Source organism: Microbacterium sp. Ag1 (genome assembly GCF_001005635.1).
Classification (GTDB): Bacteria; Actinomycetota; Actinomycetes; order Actinomycetales; family Microbacteriaceae; genus Microbacterium; species Microbacterium oxydans.
On record NZ_LBCR01000030.1, the window covers coordinates 251056 to 266574 of the forward strand.

Sequence of the window (15519 nt, forward strand, 5' to 3'; positions counted from 1 at the left end):
TCAGGGCTTGTACACGATGGCGATGTTCAGCTGTCCGCCCTCGCGCGCCCAGGCGAGCCACCGGGGCTCGCCCGGACCGGTGAGCCGCTGGATCGGCACGACGTGGATGCCCTGATCGAGGCGGCTGAGCTCGCGGAACTCGGGCTTCTTGGAGATCCAGATGGTGCCGCCGCCGTCCCACGGCTCCAGGCAGGTGTACACGTATCCGTGTGCACGCAGATTGACGCGGTCGACGAGCGCCTCGGCCTGCTGCTTCAGCTCGTCGAGGACCTCGGTCGGGATGGCCCCTTCGAGCGTGAAGGCGGCGACGTCGTAGACGTTCCCCTCGCCGAAGTCCCTTGTGGCGAGCAGCGCCAGCTCGGTGACGCCCTTGTCGGCGGCGCGGGTCCACAGGGCATGCGAGTTCTTGGCGCGCTTGTTCATCAGGAACCCGCCGAAATTCAGCTTCTGGTACGAGAAGTCGTCGAGCTTGGCCGCGATCTCTGTACGTGTCGTCATGGGGATTCTCTCCTCTTCCGGGAGGTCGGGTGGCCTCTCCGTCGAGAGAGCCTAGGTGTGCGCTGGGCGGGCCCGTCGGAGTCCGAACGAGCCCGAACGCACGGCGCCGAACCCGCCGACCGCGTGTCCTAGGCTCGACTCATGCCCGTGCCCCGCACCCTCGACGAGCTCTGCCTGGGCCTCGGGCGGATGCGTGTGGACGCGGGCTCGCCGTCGTATGCCGAGATCGCCCGTCGGATCGGCGGGGTGCGTCACGGTGCCGAACCGCCGAAGGTGACCGTCTACGACTGCTTCCGTCCGGGACGGCGACGCGTGGACCATCGTCTGGTGGGCGATATCGTCCGCGTGCTCGGGGGCGACGACGAGGAGGCTGCGCAGTGGCGGGAGACCGCGCGGCTTCTCAACGGTGCGCGATCGGGGGTGCACGTCGAGGTGGCACTCGGAATCCGGGATCCCGCGGGCGCGGAGATCGGACGCGAAGAGCTGCTGACCGCTCTTCCCGATGCCGACGTGCTGGTTCTCACCGGTCTGCCGGGGGCGGGGAAGACCACTCTCGCCTCGGCGCTGGCCGGCCGTTCGCCGGTGCTCACCGTGCACCTGCGCGAATCCGACACCGAACGCCCTCCGGCGGATCCGATCGACGTCCTGCGGCGGATGCTGGGGGCTCTCGGAGTCCGCTCCCTTCCCTACGAGCTGCCGCGTCTTCGTGAGCAGCTGCGGATCAGCGCGCGCGAGTTGACGGTCGTCATCGAGGACGCGGGTGACCCGGTGCGGTTGGCTGCGCTGCTGGTTCCCGGTGTGCGGTTCATCGTGACGGCGCGCGTCGACCTCGGGGGCCTCGAGGAGCGTCTGTCCCCGACGGCTCTGCGCGTGGAGAGGGTCGTCGTCCCGCCGATGTCGCACGCAGAAGCCGAGCGCCTGCTCGATCACCTCCTCTCCCTCGACGGGGCTTCCTCGACCGTGATCAGAGGGAGCAATGAGCGTGCGGCGGCGTTGCGGCGCATCGTCACCGTGGCGGGTGGCCTGCCGCTCGATCTGGTGATGCTCGCGGGGATCATCCGTGAACACGAGGGGTGGTCGTTCGCGGACCTGGCATCGCGGTTCGAGCATGAGCCACGCGACGTGCGCATCCGACCTGTTCTGGAGGCGGCGACACGATCCCTGCCGACGGGCGAAGCCGATCTCCTCGCGAACGCCGCGCTGCTCGACCGAGAGGTGGAGGAAGGTGTGCTCATCGCAGCCGGAGGCCCCGCCGCCGCACGCGATCTGCACCGTCTGTATGCCCGGCACCTCGTGGAGCTGCGCCAGGGACGGGTGCGGATTCACGACACGGTGTTCTCCTTCGCCGCAGAGCGGTCGCGCTCCCTCCGCCCGTCATCCGTCCGCAGGGACTTCGTCCGCGACTCCGCGTCGGCCGTGCTGGTCCGGATGGAAGAGGATCCCGACTTCGCCGCGCGTGAGGTGGGGACGGTGCTCGCGGTGGCGTCGGCGGCTCGCGAGCACGGTCTCGATTCCGAAGTGGAACGGCTGGCGATCGCATCGCACCCGGTGCTGTCCCGCTGGTCGCTCTGGAGCGAATCGCTGCAGCTGCACGATCTGGCAGCCCGCGGAGACGGCCTCGACCTGGTGCCCGACATCGCTCTCGGCGTGGCGCACTGCGCGGAGAAGCTCGGGCGGCTGGACGAAGCGCTCATCATCCTGCACCGCGTGCGTCGTATCGCTTCGGGCGCGGCTCTCGCCCGCACCTGGAACCAGATCGGCAACGTTCAGCGCTGGATGAGTCATCTCGAGCAGGCGCTGGTCTCCTATGAACGGGCGATCGCACACGCGCGCGACGCGGGGGACAGGGTCGTCGAAGGGCGGGCAACCGGCAACCATGCGGACACCCTTCGCATCCTCGCCCGCTACCCGGAGGCGCTGCAGGGCTACACCGCTGCGCTGAGCATGGCGAAGGCGGAGAGGGACGAGCTGAACGTGGCTGTCGTGCGCGGCAATCGCCCGCTGCTGTTCCTCGCGATCGGACACCTCGATGCTGCAGACGAGGAACTGCAGGAGCTGATGGACGAATCGAACGGTGAACCGCTGCCGTTCGTCCGCCGGACGCGTGCGCTCATCGCGGAAGCACGGGGTGACGACCTGCGGGCCCGTGGACTGTGCGCCGACGCGATAGGCGCCCTGCAGTCCGCAGGAGAGTTCGCGACATCGGCCGATCTCGAACTCCTCGGCGCCCGGATCGACGGGCGGAACGGCCAGTCCGACCGCGCGCGGACGACGGCGCAGCGGATCCTCCGGGAGGCGGAGCGAGCGGGGTCGCCCTTGATCGCCACCGAGGCTGCGAATTCGCTCGCCGAGATCCTGGTCCTCGCTGCGGCGAGCGACTCCGCGTCCCCGCATCTCCTCGCCGAGGCCGAGCGGCACGCAGAAGAGGCGCGGAGCGTCGCGGAGGCGACCGGAGACCGCGCCGAAGTCGCACGCAGCGACGCGATCCTGTCGCGCATCGCGTTCGCACGTCACGACGACGACGCAGCAGCGGCCCGGTCGCACGCGTCCGCACAGGTGTACTCGGCGATCGGACACCGGCTCCGACCGACGTGAGCGTGAGGACGATCCGTCGGGCATCCGGGTGACAGGATGGATGCATGGACACAGCCAACCTCACCCGCGAGGAGACGGCCGCGCGATCCGCCGCCGTCACCGTGCATCGCATCCGCGTCGAGCTCGACCTGACCGGTGCGCCGGAGCGCGCCCGTACCGGGTTCCCGACGGTGACGACCCTCGAGTTCGATGCGACGGGGGAGAGCACCTGGCTCGACTTCATCGGCGAAGAGGTCCGGAGTGTCTCGGTGAACGGCGTCGATCAGGAGGTCGTCTACGACGGCGCGCGCATCTCGCTCTCCGGTCTCGCGGCCGCCAACGTCGTGCGGGTCGAAGCGGTCGCGGCGTACAGCCGATCCGGTGAGGGACTGCACCGTTTCCATGACCCTGTGGACGACGAGACCTATCTCTACACGCAGTACGAGCCGGCGGACGCGCGCAGGGTGATGGCATGCTTCGAGCAGCCGGACATGAAGGCCGAGTACACGTTCGTCGTGGACGCCCCCACCGGGTGGCAGGTGCTCTCGAATCAGTCGCCTGCGCACACCGACCTGGGTGTCGGCGTGCAGCGTGTGGAGTTCGCCCCGACTCTACCGATCTCGAGCTACATCACAGCGGTCGCTGCCGGTCCGTACTCGCGCGTCGACGGCGAGTGGCGGCACGATGAGCAGCACATCGCCCTCGGTGTGCTCGTCCGGCGTTCGCTCGCCTCGCACCTCGACGCGGACGAGATCCTCGAGGTCACCAGGCAAGGGCTGGACTTCTTCACGGAGGCGTTCGCCTACCCGTACCCGTGGGGTAAGTACGACCAGATCTTCGTGCCGGAGTACAACCTGGGCGCGATGGAGAATCCGGGTCTCGTGACCTTCACGGAGGCGTATCTCTCCCGCGGGGCGGCCACGGATGCACAGCGCGCTGCGCGGGCGAACACGATCCTGCACGAGATGGCGCACATGTGGTTCGGAGACCTGGTCACCATGACCTGGTGGGACGACCTCTGGCTGAAGGAGTCGTTCGCCGACTACATGGGCGCGCACGCGTCGGCGGTGGCGACGCGCTACCAGGACGCCTGGGTGACGTTCGCCGCGCGACGGAAGGCCTGGGCCTATCAGCAGGATCAGCTGCCCACGACCCACCCGATCGTCGCGGACATCACCGATCTCGAGGCGGCGAAGCTGAACTTCGACGGGATCACCTACGCCAAGGGTGCGGCTGTTCTGAAGCAGCTCGTGGCATTCGTCGGCGATGACGCGTTCTTCGAGGGCGCCCGCCGGTACTTCGCCGCCAACGCGTTCGGCAACACGACGCTGAACGACTTCCTGGTGCAGCTGAGCGCGGTCTCGGGCCGCGACATGAGCGACTGGTCGGCGGCATGGCTGCAGACCTCCGGAGTGTCGACGCTGTCGACGGAGACGGACGAGGAGGGACGCTCCGTCCTGGTGCAGACGGACCCGAGGCCCCACCGGCTCCGCATCGGCATGTACGAACGTCTCGACGGTCGTGTGCTCCGTCGCGAGCAGCAGGAGCTCGACGTGATCGGTGAGCGCACCGCGATCGAGCTGCCCGACGCCGATCTGGTGCTGCTCAACGACGACGACCTCACTTATGTGAAGGCGCGTCTGGACGCACGCTCCCTCCGCACGGTCGAAGAGTCCCTGTCCGCGATCGATGATCCGCTGGCACGTGCCCTCGTGTGGTCCTCGCTGTGGAACGCGACCCGCGACGGCGAGCTCGACGCGCTGCGCTACCTCCGAATCGTGCGCAGCCATGCGGCGGACGAGTCCAACATCGGGCTGTTGACGGGCGTGCTGCCGAACGCGATCTACACGATCCGTCACTTCGTGCCGGACGCGAGTCGCGACGAGGAGCAGCGCCGCTGGACCGACACGGTGTGGAGCGCACTGGAGGCCGCCGATGCCGGCAGCGACGCGCAGCTCTCCTGGGCCCGAGCGTTCGCGACCGCGTCCGCTTTCGACGATCGTCGTCACGAAGAGGTGCGCGCACTGCTGGAGGGGAATGTCCCGGAGGGGCTCGTGATCGATCCCGACCTGCGCTGGCAGCTCCTCACCGCGCTCGTGACCGTGGGGCAGGCTGATGACGAAGACGTGACGGCGGAGCAGGAGCGGGACGACACCGGCGACGGACGCACGGCTGCACGGCGCGCCCGTGCCTCACGGCCCGACGCGGATGTGCGGCGCGACGCATGGGACTCCGCGTGGAACGACCTCTCGCTCAGCAATGATCATCTCGATGCGGTGATCGGCGGCTTCCGTGCAGGGGGACGCCGTGATCTCATCTCCGAGTTCGACGACGAGTATTTCGTGCGGATCGGCCGAGCCTGGTCAGAGCGCAGCATCGAGATCGCGCGGCGCCTGGTCATCGGGCTCTTCCCCGCGTCGGAGTCGGTGGAGCCGGTGGATGCGTGGCTGGCCGCGAATCCGGCAGCGCCTGCCGCCCTCCGGCGGCTCGTGATGGAGCAGCGGGACCATCTCGCGCGCGATCTCCGCGTGCGTGCAGCTTCGGTCAGCTGATCAGTTCGGCGGCCGTCTGATGACCGAGCGCGCGCAGATCCGCGCGATCATCGCTCGAGTGGCAGAGGATCGCGGCCATGGCCGCAGCCCAGGCTCGTGCCCTGACCCAGGTCGCGTCGTCGTACCTTCCGCCGGTGGCTCGGCGGAAGACATGTCGACCTTCGGCGTCGAAGGCGAGCCACCCTGCTGCGAGGTCGTAGGCGGGGTCGCCGGAGGTCACGTCGCCGAAGTCGATCACGGCGGACAGCCTGTCGCCGTCGATCAGGATGTTTCCGGGATGCAGGTCGCCGTGGATCCAGACGGGCTCCGTGGCGGGCTCGGCCTCGAGTCCCGCTGACCAGAGTTCCCCGAGAGGCGTGGCGATCGCTGCGGTCAGTTCGGCGAGTCGATCTCTGATGCTCTGGTCGCGTGCCGCCAGCGGGACGCCGCGCACAGGGTTCACGGGTGCGTCGGCGGGCGCTTCGCGGTGGAGCAGGAGGAGGGCTGTCGCGAGTTGGGAGGCCCACGAGGTGTTGTCGCGGCGGGGGAGCCCGAGCGCCTGCCTCCCCGGCAGCCAGGGCACGATCGACCAGGGCCAGGGGAACTCCGGCGTCGGGGCGCCTGCGAACACCGGTAGAGGCGTGTGGATGTTCACCGCTGCGAGATGCATCGCGAAGAGGGGGAGTGCGTGCTGCTCGTGACGGATGAGCGGCGCTGCCCTGAGCCGGCGGGGCATGCGCACGGCGAGGTCCGATCCGAGACGCCAGGTGACGTTGTCCCAGCCCTCCGCGAAGCACGTCAGCGGGAGGTCGCCGAGCTCGGGAGCCACCGTCCGAACGAGCCGTCTCACGCCGTGCTCGTCCAGGGTGAGCTCCGCGGCGGGGGAGTCGACCATGTTTCAGAGGTCGAGGGAGTCGCCGGGTTCCAGTACGAAGAACTCGCCGCCGCCCTGTTCGGTCGCCCACTGCAGCCGCTGACGATGCATGTTCTTGCCGATCACGGAAAGCGTCATGTCGTGGGTTCCGAACGCCCGGCGCGGCGCGACAGCCAGCACATAGTCCATGGCCTCGCCGATCTTCAGCCAGGGTGCGCCGAGGGGAGCGGCGAGGGTGCCGACGGAGACGCCCTCAGGGACCGCGTACGAGTCGCCGGGGTAGTAGAGCTCGTCGTTGATCAGCACGCCGACGTTCTCGACCGTCGGAAGCGAGGAGTGGATGACCTCGTGGGTGCCGCCGAAGAACCGCAGTGAGAAGCTGCCGACCTCCACCGAGTCCCCGGGGTTGACGACCGTGATGTCGTAGCCCTCGGCGGCGCGGGCGACACCGGCCGGCGCGAAGATCGGCGTCCCCGGTGCGTCGCGCAGGAGGCGGTCGAAGTGCTCGGATGTCCAGTGGTCCGGGTGCTCGTGGGTGATCACGATGGCCACCAGATCGGTGAGGTCGTTCAGCGGAGCGGTGAACGACCCGGGATCGACCAGGAGGGTCTCATCGTTCGCATCGATACGGAGGGCGGCATGTTCGAACTTGGTGACGCGCATGGGAAGAGTCAACTCCTTCGGAACGCGCACGGCAAACGGATCCGGTGCGCCACGCCCGGGATTCCTGACGGGGAGGCGTCGATTTGGCGCAGTGAGAATCGCCGTGGCATACTTGAACGGTTGTCGCGGAACGGAAACATTCCGCCAGACGGCCCCATCGTATAGCGGCCTAGTACGCTGCCCTCTCACGGCGGTAACGCGGGTTCGAATCCCGCTGGGGTCACACAACAGAGAAAGCCTCCGGTTCGCCGGAGGCTTTCTCGTTGCCCAGGGTGGTCGTCGCTCATACAGCGGGCCTCAACGACAACGACCGGAATGCACGGTTGCTCAGGGGCAGGATCATCAGCGCCATCATGGCTCCTCCGAAGAGTGCGAACGGCACCCAGAGCGCCGTCGACGACGCGAGAGCACCGAATCCGGCCATCGCCAGCGGCATCAGACAGTCGTCGCCGAGGCGCGTGAGCGAACTCATCCGGCCGAGGTAGGCGGTGTCGACGGTGGCCGAGAACGTCGCGCTCAACAGCACCGATGCGTAACCAGCCGTCGCGCCGATGACGAAGGCCGCCACGGCGACGCTCCACGCCGGCCCGATTCCGAGCGCAATGATCCCGGCGCCTTGAAGCACCAGCGCCCGGAACCCGCCGCGGGCCTCGTGGCTCGGACGCCACTTCGCGACGGAGATCGCGCCGAGCGCTGCACCGAGCCCGAGCAGCGCTTCGAAGAGTCCGACGGCTTGCGCGCCCCACCCCTCCGCATGGGCGCGGAGGGCGAGTCCGATTCCGATCGCCGGGCCGACCGCCAGATTGAGCCCGGAGAGGGCGATCACGAGCGTGCGGGTCGTGGGATTCTCGGCGAGGTGCGCGAACCCGCGCGCGATCCCGCGCAGTGCCGACTCCTTCTCCGCTCTGGTGAGGCGGAAGCGCGGGCGGAGCCAGATCGCGATGAAGGCGACGACCAGTGTGAAGGTCAGGGCGTTCACGGACGCGCTTCCCGCAAGGCCGGCATGGGCCACGATGAATCCGCCTATCGCCGCCCCACCCATGGTCCCCAGCCGCGAGGCCGTCTGAGCTGCTGCGCCGTAGGAGGGAAGGTCGACGGCTCGCACGAGCTGACGGGCGATCGTCCCGGCGGACGGCTCGTAGAACGCGTCGCACACCCCGAACGCGATCGCCGCGAACAGCAGAACCGAGACGGTGGGCGGGGTGGCGAGTACCCACAGCGCCACCGCGACGAGCACGCCCACGCGCAGCACGTTGAACACGAGCATGATGCGGCGCGGGTCCGCGCGGTCGGCGATCACCCCTCCGAACAGCAGGATCACGGCACGCGGCACGGTACCGGCAGCGACGATCAGACCGGCGACAGCGGGGGAGGCCACCTGGACGGCCGTCCAGGCGAGCGCGATGGTCCACAGCGCATCGCCGGCATCCGACAGCGCCTTCACTCCGATCCAGGCGTGCACGAGACGATCGCGACGGAAAGGGGGAGGGGCGACGATCTCCTCCGGGTCGGTGACGGCGGACATCAGGGCTCCGTCGGGAACGCGTGCGCGAACACGAAGACGGGAGCACGGCCTCGGCCGTCGTCGAGATCGATGCCGTCCTGCCACTCCCTGATCGTCTCGAGCAGCCGCGCGGAGAGATCCCGTAGCTCGTCGGGTGAGGCCCACGCCGTGGTCTCCGTGTTGGATCCGTCGTACTCGGCGTAAGCGGGGTCATGGCGATGGCGATGCCAGCGCTGGAGCCGGCCGATCTGCATACGGATACCCTGACGCTGCGCCTCACGGGCGAGGAGGGCATCGGCGGGCGAGTCCGCGTAATCGTCTGTCGACCAGGTGAGACCCCGACGTGCCACTCTCCACCAGCTCGTGCGCTTGTCTCCGTCGGGATCAGGGGCGCGTTCGACGACGCCGGCGCGCTCCAACATGCGAAGGTGATGGCTGATGCTGCCGACCTGACTGTCCAGCGCGCGGGCGATCGCCGTGACCTGTGCCGTTCCGTACAGGAGCAGATAGTCGTAGATGCGGCGGCGCAGCGGATGGTGCACAGCGGTGATAACGGAGATGTCTTCCACGGAAGACGACGCTAGGCTCACGGCGTCAAACGCACAAGGGTTCTTGTATACCTTGGAAAATCAAGGAACAGGCCGGTTCCTCACGTCAGGAGAACCGGCCCATTCCACTTCGGGCGATCAGTTGCCTTCGGCGGCCTCGGGCTGGGACGGGACCTGCTGGTCGCGACGACGCCGGCGCCGCCGGGCGCGGCGGATGAGCCAGACGAGCAGCACGACGGCGCCCGCGATCGCGAGCCAGGGGAGGAGGAAGCCGACCGCGATCACCAGAGCATTCAGCGACACGACGAGTCCGTTCCATCCCGCCATCAGACCGTCCCCGAAGCCCGCAGGGTCGGCAGTCGTCGGTGCGGTCGCCTTCGTCAGCTGCACCTGCAGCGACGACATGGCGACCTGGTCGTCGAGCGCGGCGAGTTGCTGTTCGTACGATTCGAGCTGCGCCTGACGGTCGGTGAGCGCCACCTCGGCCTCGATCAGCTCGGAGACGCTGCCCGACTGCGCCATCAGCTGCGTGAGCCGCTCGACGGACGCCTTGGTGGAGTCGACCCTGGCCTGCAGGTCGATCGCGACGGAGGTCACATCCTGCTTCGAGGTGGAAGAGGAGAGTACTTCGCCGGTGTCGTCGAGTGCGGCGATCGCCTTCGGGAGGTCGGCGGATGGCACTCGGATGCTGATCCAGCCGTATGCCGAGTCTGCGGGATCTGGAACGGGCTCGGACGAGCCGTCGACGGCGACCGACTTCCCGATCTCGGTGCTCTCGACGTAGCCGCCGTGCTCCTCGGCGAGAGCGGCGATCTCAGCTGCTGCTTCGGAGATGTCCTTCACCTGAACGGTCGCCTGCGCCGTGGCGATGATCTCGCGACCGCTGTCGTTCGCCGCAACGCCGGGAAGCGCACCCGCGCTCGCGTCCGGGCTCAGAGCGCCGTCCGGTGCCGACTCGGCGGTCAGACCCGTGATCCGCTCGGGACCCGACGGTGCGGCATCCGTGGCGGAGTCTTCGGACATGCTGACGCCGTCGGCGGTGACGGAGCTCGCCCCGCCGACCGCGCTGAGGATGGGCGGGGTCACGAGAACTCCGACAGCGAAGGCTGCAGCGATACCGCCTGCCGTGAGCCAGCCGCGTCGCCGCGACCGCGTCTCTTTCGCGGTGCGCGGTGCCCGCGCCCGCTCTGCGGCGATCTCTGTGAACACGGCATCTTCGATGCGGGCGATGGTCTCGTCCGAGAGTTCTGGCAGGTCGCCGCTGGTGGTCTGGTCGTTCATGCGTCCCTCGCTTCGGTCACGGCGCCTCGCAGCTGCGTGCGCACTCGTGAGAGACGGTTCCGGACGACGGCGTGCGTCACCCCGAGCTCATCCGCAGCGACCTGGTAGGCGTATCCCTCCGTGGCGCACAGACGGAAGACCTCACGATCCAACTCGCTGAGCGTGCCCACCTCGCGGGTGATCCGCGCCGCGAGCTCCGCGGTGATGACCTGTTCCTCGACGCTCACCGTGTCCGCCAGCAGTGTTTCGTCGACGGCCTCGGCGGTGTGCGCCTGGTCTCGCCGACGCTGCCGGAGCCGATTCGCCGCCTGGAACCGGCAGATCGTGGCGAGCCACGGAAGGATCGACTCGCCCCGGAGTTCGAGGTCGGGCAGCTTCCCCCAGGCGACGACGAACGTCTCCTGTGTCACGTCCTCGGCATCCGCCGACGAGGCGAGGATTCCCTGAGCGATCCAGTACACGGGTCGCACGTGAGCGCGGTACAGCTCGCGGAAGGCGCTCTCGTCGCCGCCCGCGGCCTGCGCCGCCCATCTCTGATCATCTGTGTGCAGGGGCATCCTGGTTCCGTTCGGTGTCTCTCACGAGGAGAGTGTCGATCGCCGCCCCATCGTCTCAGATCGGTGGTCCATGCCGAGCGGGCGGATGAGATTCGAATGCAATCCGTTCCCGCTCGCCCCGTGCCTCGGGTAGCATTGCCCGGGCGAGAGGGAGTATCCCGCAAACGCGCGTCCGTCATCACGAGCACCGTCATCGTTGCTCCGGGCGCGCGACGCACATCCGTGCGGGGGAGAGACTTTCGACTCCTTCCCGACCCCTCCGCGAAAGGTCCAGTGCGCCCTTGGAAATCCCCGTCTGGTTCGAGATCACCTCGATGGTCGTCCTCACGATCATCCTGATCGGTGACCTGCTGCTCATCCGGCTTCGGCCGCACATCCCGTCGACGAAGGAGTCCACCCTCTGGGTCGTGTTCTACGTCGGCCTCGCGCTGCTGTTCGCGGTGCTCCTCGGCAACGTCGGCGGCTGGCAGAACGCGGGCGATTTCATCACCGGGTGGGCACTGGAGTACAGCCTCTCGATCGACAACCTGTTCGTGTTCGTGCTGATCATGGCGCAGTTCGCCGTACCGCGGCGCCTGCAGCAGCAGGTGCTCATGATCGGCATCATCATCGCGCTGGTGCTGCGCGGGCTCTTCATCCTGGCCGGTGTCGCGATCGTCGAGAACTTCTCGCCGATCTTCTACATCTTCGGCGCGTTCCTCATCTGGACCGCGATCCGTCAGGCGATGCCGGAGGGTGACCACGAGGGAGAGGTGCAACGCGAGAACTTCATCGTCCGTCTGCTGCGTCGTCGAGTCGACATCAGCGAGACCTATGACGGCTCGAAGATCCGCACGACGGTCGACGGCAAGCGGATGTGGACGCCCATGGTGATCGTCTTCATCACGATCGGTGTGACCGACCTGATCTTCGCGATCGACTCGATCCCCGCGATCTTCGAGATCACGACGAACGGCTTCCTCGTCTTCTCGGCGAACATCTTCGCGCTCATGGGTCTGCGTCAGCTGTACTTCCTGCTCGGCGATCTGCTCGATCGCCTGCGCTACCTCCATTACGGCATCGCCGTCATCCTCGGCTTCATCGGCGTGAAGCTGATCCTGCACGCCCTGCATGTCAACGAACTGCCGTTCATCAACGGCGGGGAGCACGTGGAATGGGTCCCCGACATCAGCAACATGGTCTCGCTCGGCGTGATCCTGGCGTCGATGACCATCGCCACGGTCGCGAGCCTCATCGCCTCCGCGCGTGAGAAGCGGGCGGCGAGGACCACGACCCCCGTCGAATGACGTGGCACGGTATCGCGCGACATATCGCGAGCAGACGTAGGGTGAGCAGATGCACACGCCGCGCCCCATCGCCCCCGCCGCTGGGCAGGAATCCGTCTGGGACTACCCGAGGCCACCGCGTGTCGAGGCAGTCGTGGAGCGCATCACGATCCGGCTCGGCGGCCAGCTGATCGCCGACACGGTGGACGCCGTCCGCGTGCTGGAGACGAGTCATCCTCCGGTCTACTATCTTCCGATCGCGGACTTCGTCCCCGGTGCTCTCGTCGACGCCGCCGGCTCGTCGTTCTGCGAGTTCAAGGGCTCCGCACGATACTTCGATGTGCGCGCCGGCGACACGGTGCGCCCAGGAGCCGCCTGGACCTACCCGCAGCCGGCTCGCGGGTTCGAGATCCTGTCCGATCGGGTCGCCGTGTACGCGGGGCAGATGGATGAGTGCACCGTCGGCGACGAGGTCGCTTCTCCGCAGCCGGGCGGGTTCTACGGCGGCTGGGTCACCTCGTGGGTCGTCGGCCCCTTCAAGGGCGTTCCCGGCTCGCGGGGTTGGTGAGGCTCGGTCGGAATCGGTCAGAACTGGTGGAGGTTCGCCTGCAGGCCGCCCTCCGCGTACTCGCGCCGGAGGATGCCGCGTCGACGCAGGACGGGGACGAGCTCGTCGAGCGTTCGGTGGAGGGTCACCGGATGGAAGTCGCCCCAGAGCAGCACGCCGTCGTTGCCCCATTCGCCGAGCTCCTCGATCAGATCGGCGAACTCGTGCGCGGTCCCGACGAACCCCGTACGGTCCGTGATCCTGCCGGTGCGGGCGAGGGCTGTGAGGTGAGCGCGCAACGGGGCATCCTGGTCGCGATCGCCGACCAGACGCTGGATGCTTCCACGGGAGACGTGCGCTCCGAAGATGGAGATGTCGAGTGGCTCGTCGAGGTCGAGGGAGGTCAGATCGGTCTCGAGGTCGCTCGACTGCTTGCGCGCGATCTGGACGAGGGCGGAATCGTCGGGCTGCGCCGACGCCGCGACGATCCGATCGGCCTCCTCGCTCGACGACGTGATCACGGGCTGGATGGCGAAGAGGATCTTGATGTCCTCGGGTCGCCTTCCCTTCGCGAGCGCGGCATCGTGCACCTTGGCGCGATACTCTCGCACGGATTTCTCGTGCAACGGAGCGAGCGCGAGCTGCACATCGGAGTTGGCGCCTGCGAAGCCGAGCCCGCGGCCGGAACCGCCGGGTGAGACGATCGCGGGATCCCCGTCGGTGAAGGGCACGGCGTTCAGCGGCCCGTCGAAGGCGAAGTACTCGCCGCGATGCTCGGTGGCCCGCAGCCGGCTGCCGTCCGCGAAGACACCGGTCTCACGGTCGGCGAGCAATGCGCCGTCATCCCAGCTGCGCCACAGGGCGCGGATACCGGAGAGCCATTCCTCTGCCCGGTCGTATGCCTCGTCGTGGCCGAGCTGCGCCGCGTCGGAGAAGTGCCGTGCGCTGCCCGTGTCGGTGACGACGTTGAGGCCCAGCCGGTGTCCGCTCAGGTGTTGCAGCGTCGCGAACTGCCGCGCCGCGGTGTACGGGAGGTAGGCCGCCGGGTTGACGGTGGGCACCACGCCGAGGTGCCTGGTGGCCTGGAAGAGGTAGGGCGCGAGGAGAAGAGGGTCGTGTTTGGGGCCGCCGAACGCATGCCGCACGCGCAGGTCGATCGTCGAGGGCGATCCCAGCGACGGCGCATCCTCGATGATGACGAGATCGAACCCCGCCTGTTCGAGCGTGCGTGCGGCGTGCTGATAGACGTCGGGGCGCGTCCAGTCGTAGTCCCAATCGAGCGCGGGGTAGCCCCACCCCTGCGGCCCGAAGCCGCGCGCGAGGAACCAGCCGAAGTGCTGTGGGCGGCTCATGCCACCGTCTCCCGCACGTGCTGCAGCACGTGGGACAGGTCGGAGATGAGATCGTCCACGTCCTCGATGCCGATCGAGAGTCGCAGAGTTCCCGGACGGACGCCGAGGACCTCGCGCTCCTCTTCGGTCCGCTGGGCATGACTCGTCGTTCCTGGGTGCAGCACCAGAGAGCGCACGTCGCCGATGTGGGTCATGTGCGTGAAAACCTGCACGTGCTCGACGAATCTTCGAGCCGCCGGAAGCCCCCCTCGCAACGTGAACGTGAAGATCGAGCCGGAGCCACCATCGAGATACCGTCGCCCGAGTTCGTGATCCGGGTGGGAGGGGAGCCCGACGTAGTCCACGCTCTCGACTTCGGCGTGCTGCTCCAGCCACTGCGCGATCTGCAGTGCATTCCGTGACTGCCTCTCCACACGCAGCCCCAGGGTCTCCACGCCCTGCCCGATCAGGAAGGCGTTGAGAGGCGAGGGGGAAGCGCCGAATCGCGGGGCCACGGACTCTCGCGCGTACCCGATCCGTGCGCGTCCGCCGTGGCGGGCGAAGACGCTGGGCGTGTCACCACGACCGGGAAGGACGAGGTGGGGTGCATTGTGGCCGGCGAGGTCTGCGTCGAAACGGCCGTCGTCGACGATCACACCGCCGAGGACGGATCCGTGCCCGGCGAGGAACTTCGAAGCGGAGTGCACCACGATGGCCGCACCATGCTCGATCGGACGCAGCAGCGCCGGCGTCGCCAGCGTGTTGTCGACGATCAGCGGGATCGCGTGCTCGTCGCCGATGTCGCTGACGCCGCGCACATCGAGAACGTCGTTGCGGGCGTTCGCGAGCGACTCCGCGAACAGTGCCCGCGTGTTCGGGCGGATCGCGGCACGCCAGGCCTCCGGGTCGGAGATGTCGTCGATGAACGTGGTCTCGATGTCGAGTCGGGCCAGGTTGTCGAGGAAGAGGCCCCTCGTGCCTTCGTAGATGTGCGTGGAGGAGACGATGTGATCGCCGGCACCCGCGACGGTGAGCAGAGCCGTCGCCACGGCGGCCTGCCCGCTCGCGACCAGAACCGCGTCCGCCCCCGACTCGAGAGCGGCGAGCTGACGCTCCACCGCGCGCACCGTGGGGTTCCCCGTTCGGGTGTACCCGAATCCGGCACCGGTGCTGAAATGATCCGCCGCGTGGTCGAAGTCGTCGAACTCGAAGCCCGCAGTGAGGTAGATCGGCGTGGCCCGCGAGGCGGCCGTCTCTCTGCTCCTCGCCGCATGGACCGCGCGGGTGGCGAAGCGGGCGGTGTCGACGGTCATGCGGTGCCTCTCGGTCGGTCGATGCGCAGCTGG

The 15519-nt window shown here is 68.3% G+C and carries 13 protein-coding genes and 1 tRNA gene; 5 read left to right on the top strand and 9 right to left on the bottom strand.

Annotation, left to right across the window (positions count from 1 at the left end; genetic code table 11):
- A complete protein-coding gene (locus tag AAY78_RS11505) occupies positions 1 to 498 on the bottom strand; it encodes a hypothetical protein (RefSeq protein WP_046748427.1) in 498 nt (165 codons plus the stop codon).
- Positions 499 to 639: 141 nt separating this feature from the next.
- Here AAY78_RS11505 and AAY78_RS11510 point away from each other — a divergent pair, with 141 nt between their 5' ends.
- Together AAY78_RS11510 and pepN are read left to right on the top strand one after the other, a co-directional pair.
- On the top strand, positions 640 to 3093 hold the full coding sequence (locus AAY78_RS11510) for a hypothetical protein (protein WP_046748428.1): 2454 nt from the start codon (positions 640 to 642) through the stop codon (positions 3091 to 3093).
- A gap of 44 nt (positions 3094 to 3137) precedes the next feature.
- Positions 3138 to 5624, top strand: a complete 2487-nt coding sequence (gene pepN, locus AAY78_RS11515; RefSeq protein ID WP_046748429.1) for an aminopeptidase N — start codon at positions 3138 to 3140, stop codon at positions 5622 to 5624.
- Here pepN and AAY78_RS11520 read toward each other — a convergent pair.
- On the bottom strand, positions 5617 to 6498 hold the full coding sequence (locus AAY78_RS11520; RefSeq protein ID WP_046748430.1) for an aminoglycoside phosphotransferase family protein: 882 nt from the start codon (positions 6496 to 6498) through the stop codon (positions 5617 to 5619). The two genes, pepN and AAY78_RS11520, sit on opposite strands and share 8 nt — an antisense overlap.
- Before the next feature lie 3 nt (positions 6499 to 6501).
- Positions 6502 to 7140 (bottom strand): MBL fold metallo-hydrolase, encoded by a 639-nt coding sequence (locus AAY78_RS11525; protein ID WP_046748431.1) that lies wholly within the window; start codon positions 7138 to 7140, stop codon positions 6502 to 6504.
- Between the two features lie 150 nt (positions 7141 to 7290).
- Here AAY78_RS11525 and AAY78_RS11530 point away from each other — a divergent pair.
- Positions 7291 to 7363 (top strand) — tRNA-Glu (locus tag AAY78_RS11530).
- A 60-nt stretch (positions 7364 to 7423) separates the two neighbouring features.
- Here the strand turns inward: AAY78_RS11530 and AAY78_RS11535 are convergent.
- The 4 genes from AAY78_RS11535 to AAY78_RS11550 form a co-directional block, all read right to left on the bottom strand.
- A complete protein-coding gene (locus AAY78_RS11535; RefSeq protein ID WP_046748432.1) occupies positions 7424 to 8665 on the bottom strand; it encodes an MFS transporter in 1242 nt (413 codons plus the stop codon).
- Positions 8665 to 9213, bottom strand: coding sequence for a helix-turn-helix domain-containing protein (locus AAY78_RS11540; RefSeq protein ID WP_046748433.1), 549 nt, complete (start codon positions 9211 to 9213; stop codon positions 8665 to 8667). Before AAY78_RS11540 ends, AAY78_RS11535 begins: the two co-directional genes overlap by 1 nt.
- A gap of 117 nt (positions 9214 to 9330) precedes the next feature.
- On the bottom strand, positions 9331 to 10473 hold the full coding sequence (locus AAY78_RS11545) for a DUF4349 domain-containing protein (RefSeq protein ID WP_046748434.1): 1143 nt from the start codon (positions 10471 to 10473) through the stop codon (positions 9331 to 9333).
- Positions 10470 to 11030, bottom strand: a complete 561-nt coding sequence (locus AAY78_RS11550) for an RNA polymerase sigma factor (protein WP_046748435.1) — start codon at positions 11028 to 11030, stop codon at positions 10470 to 10472. The genes AAY78_RS11545 and AAY78_RS11550 overlap by 4 nt, the downstream gene beginning before the upstream one ends.
- 281 nt (positions 11031 to 11311) lie before the next feature.
- Between AAY78_RS11550 and AAY78_RS11555 the strand changes: the two genes are divergently transcribed.
- Both AAY78_RS11555 and AAY78_RS11560 read left to right on the top strand, forming a co-directional pair.
- The gene (locus AAY78_RS11555; RefSeq protein ID WP_046748436.1) at positions 11312 to 12316 is read left to right on the top strand and encodes a TerC/Alx family metal homeostasis membrane protein; all 1005 of its coding nucleotides are present in this window, start codon (positions 11312 to 11314) and stop codon (positions 12314 to 12316) included.
- 49 nt (positions 12317 to 12365) lie between these two features.
- A complete protein-coding gene (locus tag AAY78_RS11560) occupies positions 12366 to 12863 on the top strand; it encodes a DUF427 domain-containing protein (protein ID WP_046748437.1) in 498 nt (165 codons plus the stop codon).
- A gap of 17 nt (positions 12864 to 12880) precedes the next feature.
- On the opposite strand, the gene AAY78_RS11565 is transcribed toward AAY78_RS11560, so the two are convergent.
- Together AAY78_RS11565 and AAY78_RS11570 are read right to left on the bottom strand one after the other, a co-directional pair.
- The gene (locus AAY78_RS11565; protein WP_046748438.1) at positions 12881 to 14194 is read right to left on the bottom strand and encodes an LLM class flavin-dependent oxidoreductase; all 1314 of its coding nucleotides are present in this window, start codon (positions 14192 to 14194) and stop codon (positions 12881 to 12883) included.
- Complete coding sequence (locus AAY78_RS11570) at positions 14191 to 15486, bottom strand: O-acetylhomoserine aminocarboxypropyltransferase/cysteine synthase family protein (protein ID WP_046748439.1); 1296 nt, start codon at positions 15484 to 15486, stop codon at positions 14191 to 14193. Before AAY78_RS11570 ends, AAY78_RS11565 begins: the two co-directional genes overlap by 4 nt.
- Positions 15487 to 15519: the final 33 nt, after the last annotated feature.

What these genes read in the sequence shown, in the direction of transcription:
- AAY78_RS11505 (WP_046748427.1), bottom strand. Translation starts at nt 498, where the DNA reads ATGACGACACGTACAGAGATCGCGGCCAAGCTCGACGACTTCTCGTAC.
- AAY78_RS11510 (WP_046748428.1), top strand. Translation starts at nt 640, where the DNA reads ATGCCCGTGCCCCGCACCCTCGACGAGCTCTGCCTGGGCCTCGGGCGG.
- pepN (WP_046748429.1), top strand. Translation starts at nt 3,138, where the DNA reads ATGGACACAGCCAACCTCACCCGCGAGGAGACGGCCGCGCGATCCGCC.
- AAY78_RS11520 (WP_046748430.1), bottom strand. Translation starts at nt 6,498, where the DNA reads ATGGTCGACTCCCCCGCCGCGGAGCTCACCCTGGACGAGCACGGCGTG.
- AAY78_RS11525 (WP_046748431.1), bottom strand. Translation starts at nt 7,140, where the DNA reads ATGCGCGTCACCAAGTTCGAACATGCCGCCCTCCGTATCGATGCGAAC.
- AAY78_RS11535 (WP_046748432.1), bottom strand. Translation starts at nt 8,665, where the DNA reads ATGTCCGCCGTCACCGACCCGGAGGAGATCGTCGCCCCTCCCCCTTTC.
- AAY78_RS11545 (WP_046748434.1), bottom strand. Translation starts at nt 10,473, where the DNA reads ATGAACGACCAGACCACCAGCGGCGACCTGCCAGAACTCTCGGACGAG.
- AAY78_RS11550 (WP_046748435.1), bottom strand. Translation starts at nt 11,030, where the DNA reads ATGCCCCTGCACACAGATGATCAGAGATGGGCGGCGCAGGCCGCGGGC.
- AAY78_RS11560 (WP_046748437.1), top strand. Translation starts at nt 12,366, where the DNA reads ATGCACACGCCGCGCCCCATCGCCCCCGCCGCTGGGCAGGAATCCGTC.
- AAY78_RS11565 (WP_046748438.1), bottom strand. Translation starts at nt 14,194, where the DNA reads ATGAGCCGCCCACAGCACTTCGGCTGGTTCCTCGCGCGCGGCTTCGGG.
- AAY78_RS11570 (WP_046748439.1), bottom strand. Translation starts at nt 15,486, where the DNA reads ATGACCGTCGACACCGCCCGCTTCGCCACCCGCGCGGTCCATGCGGCG.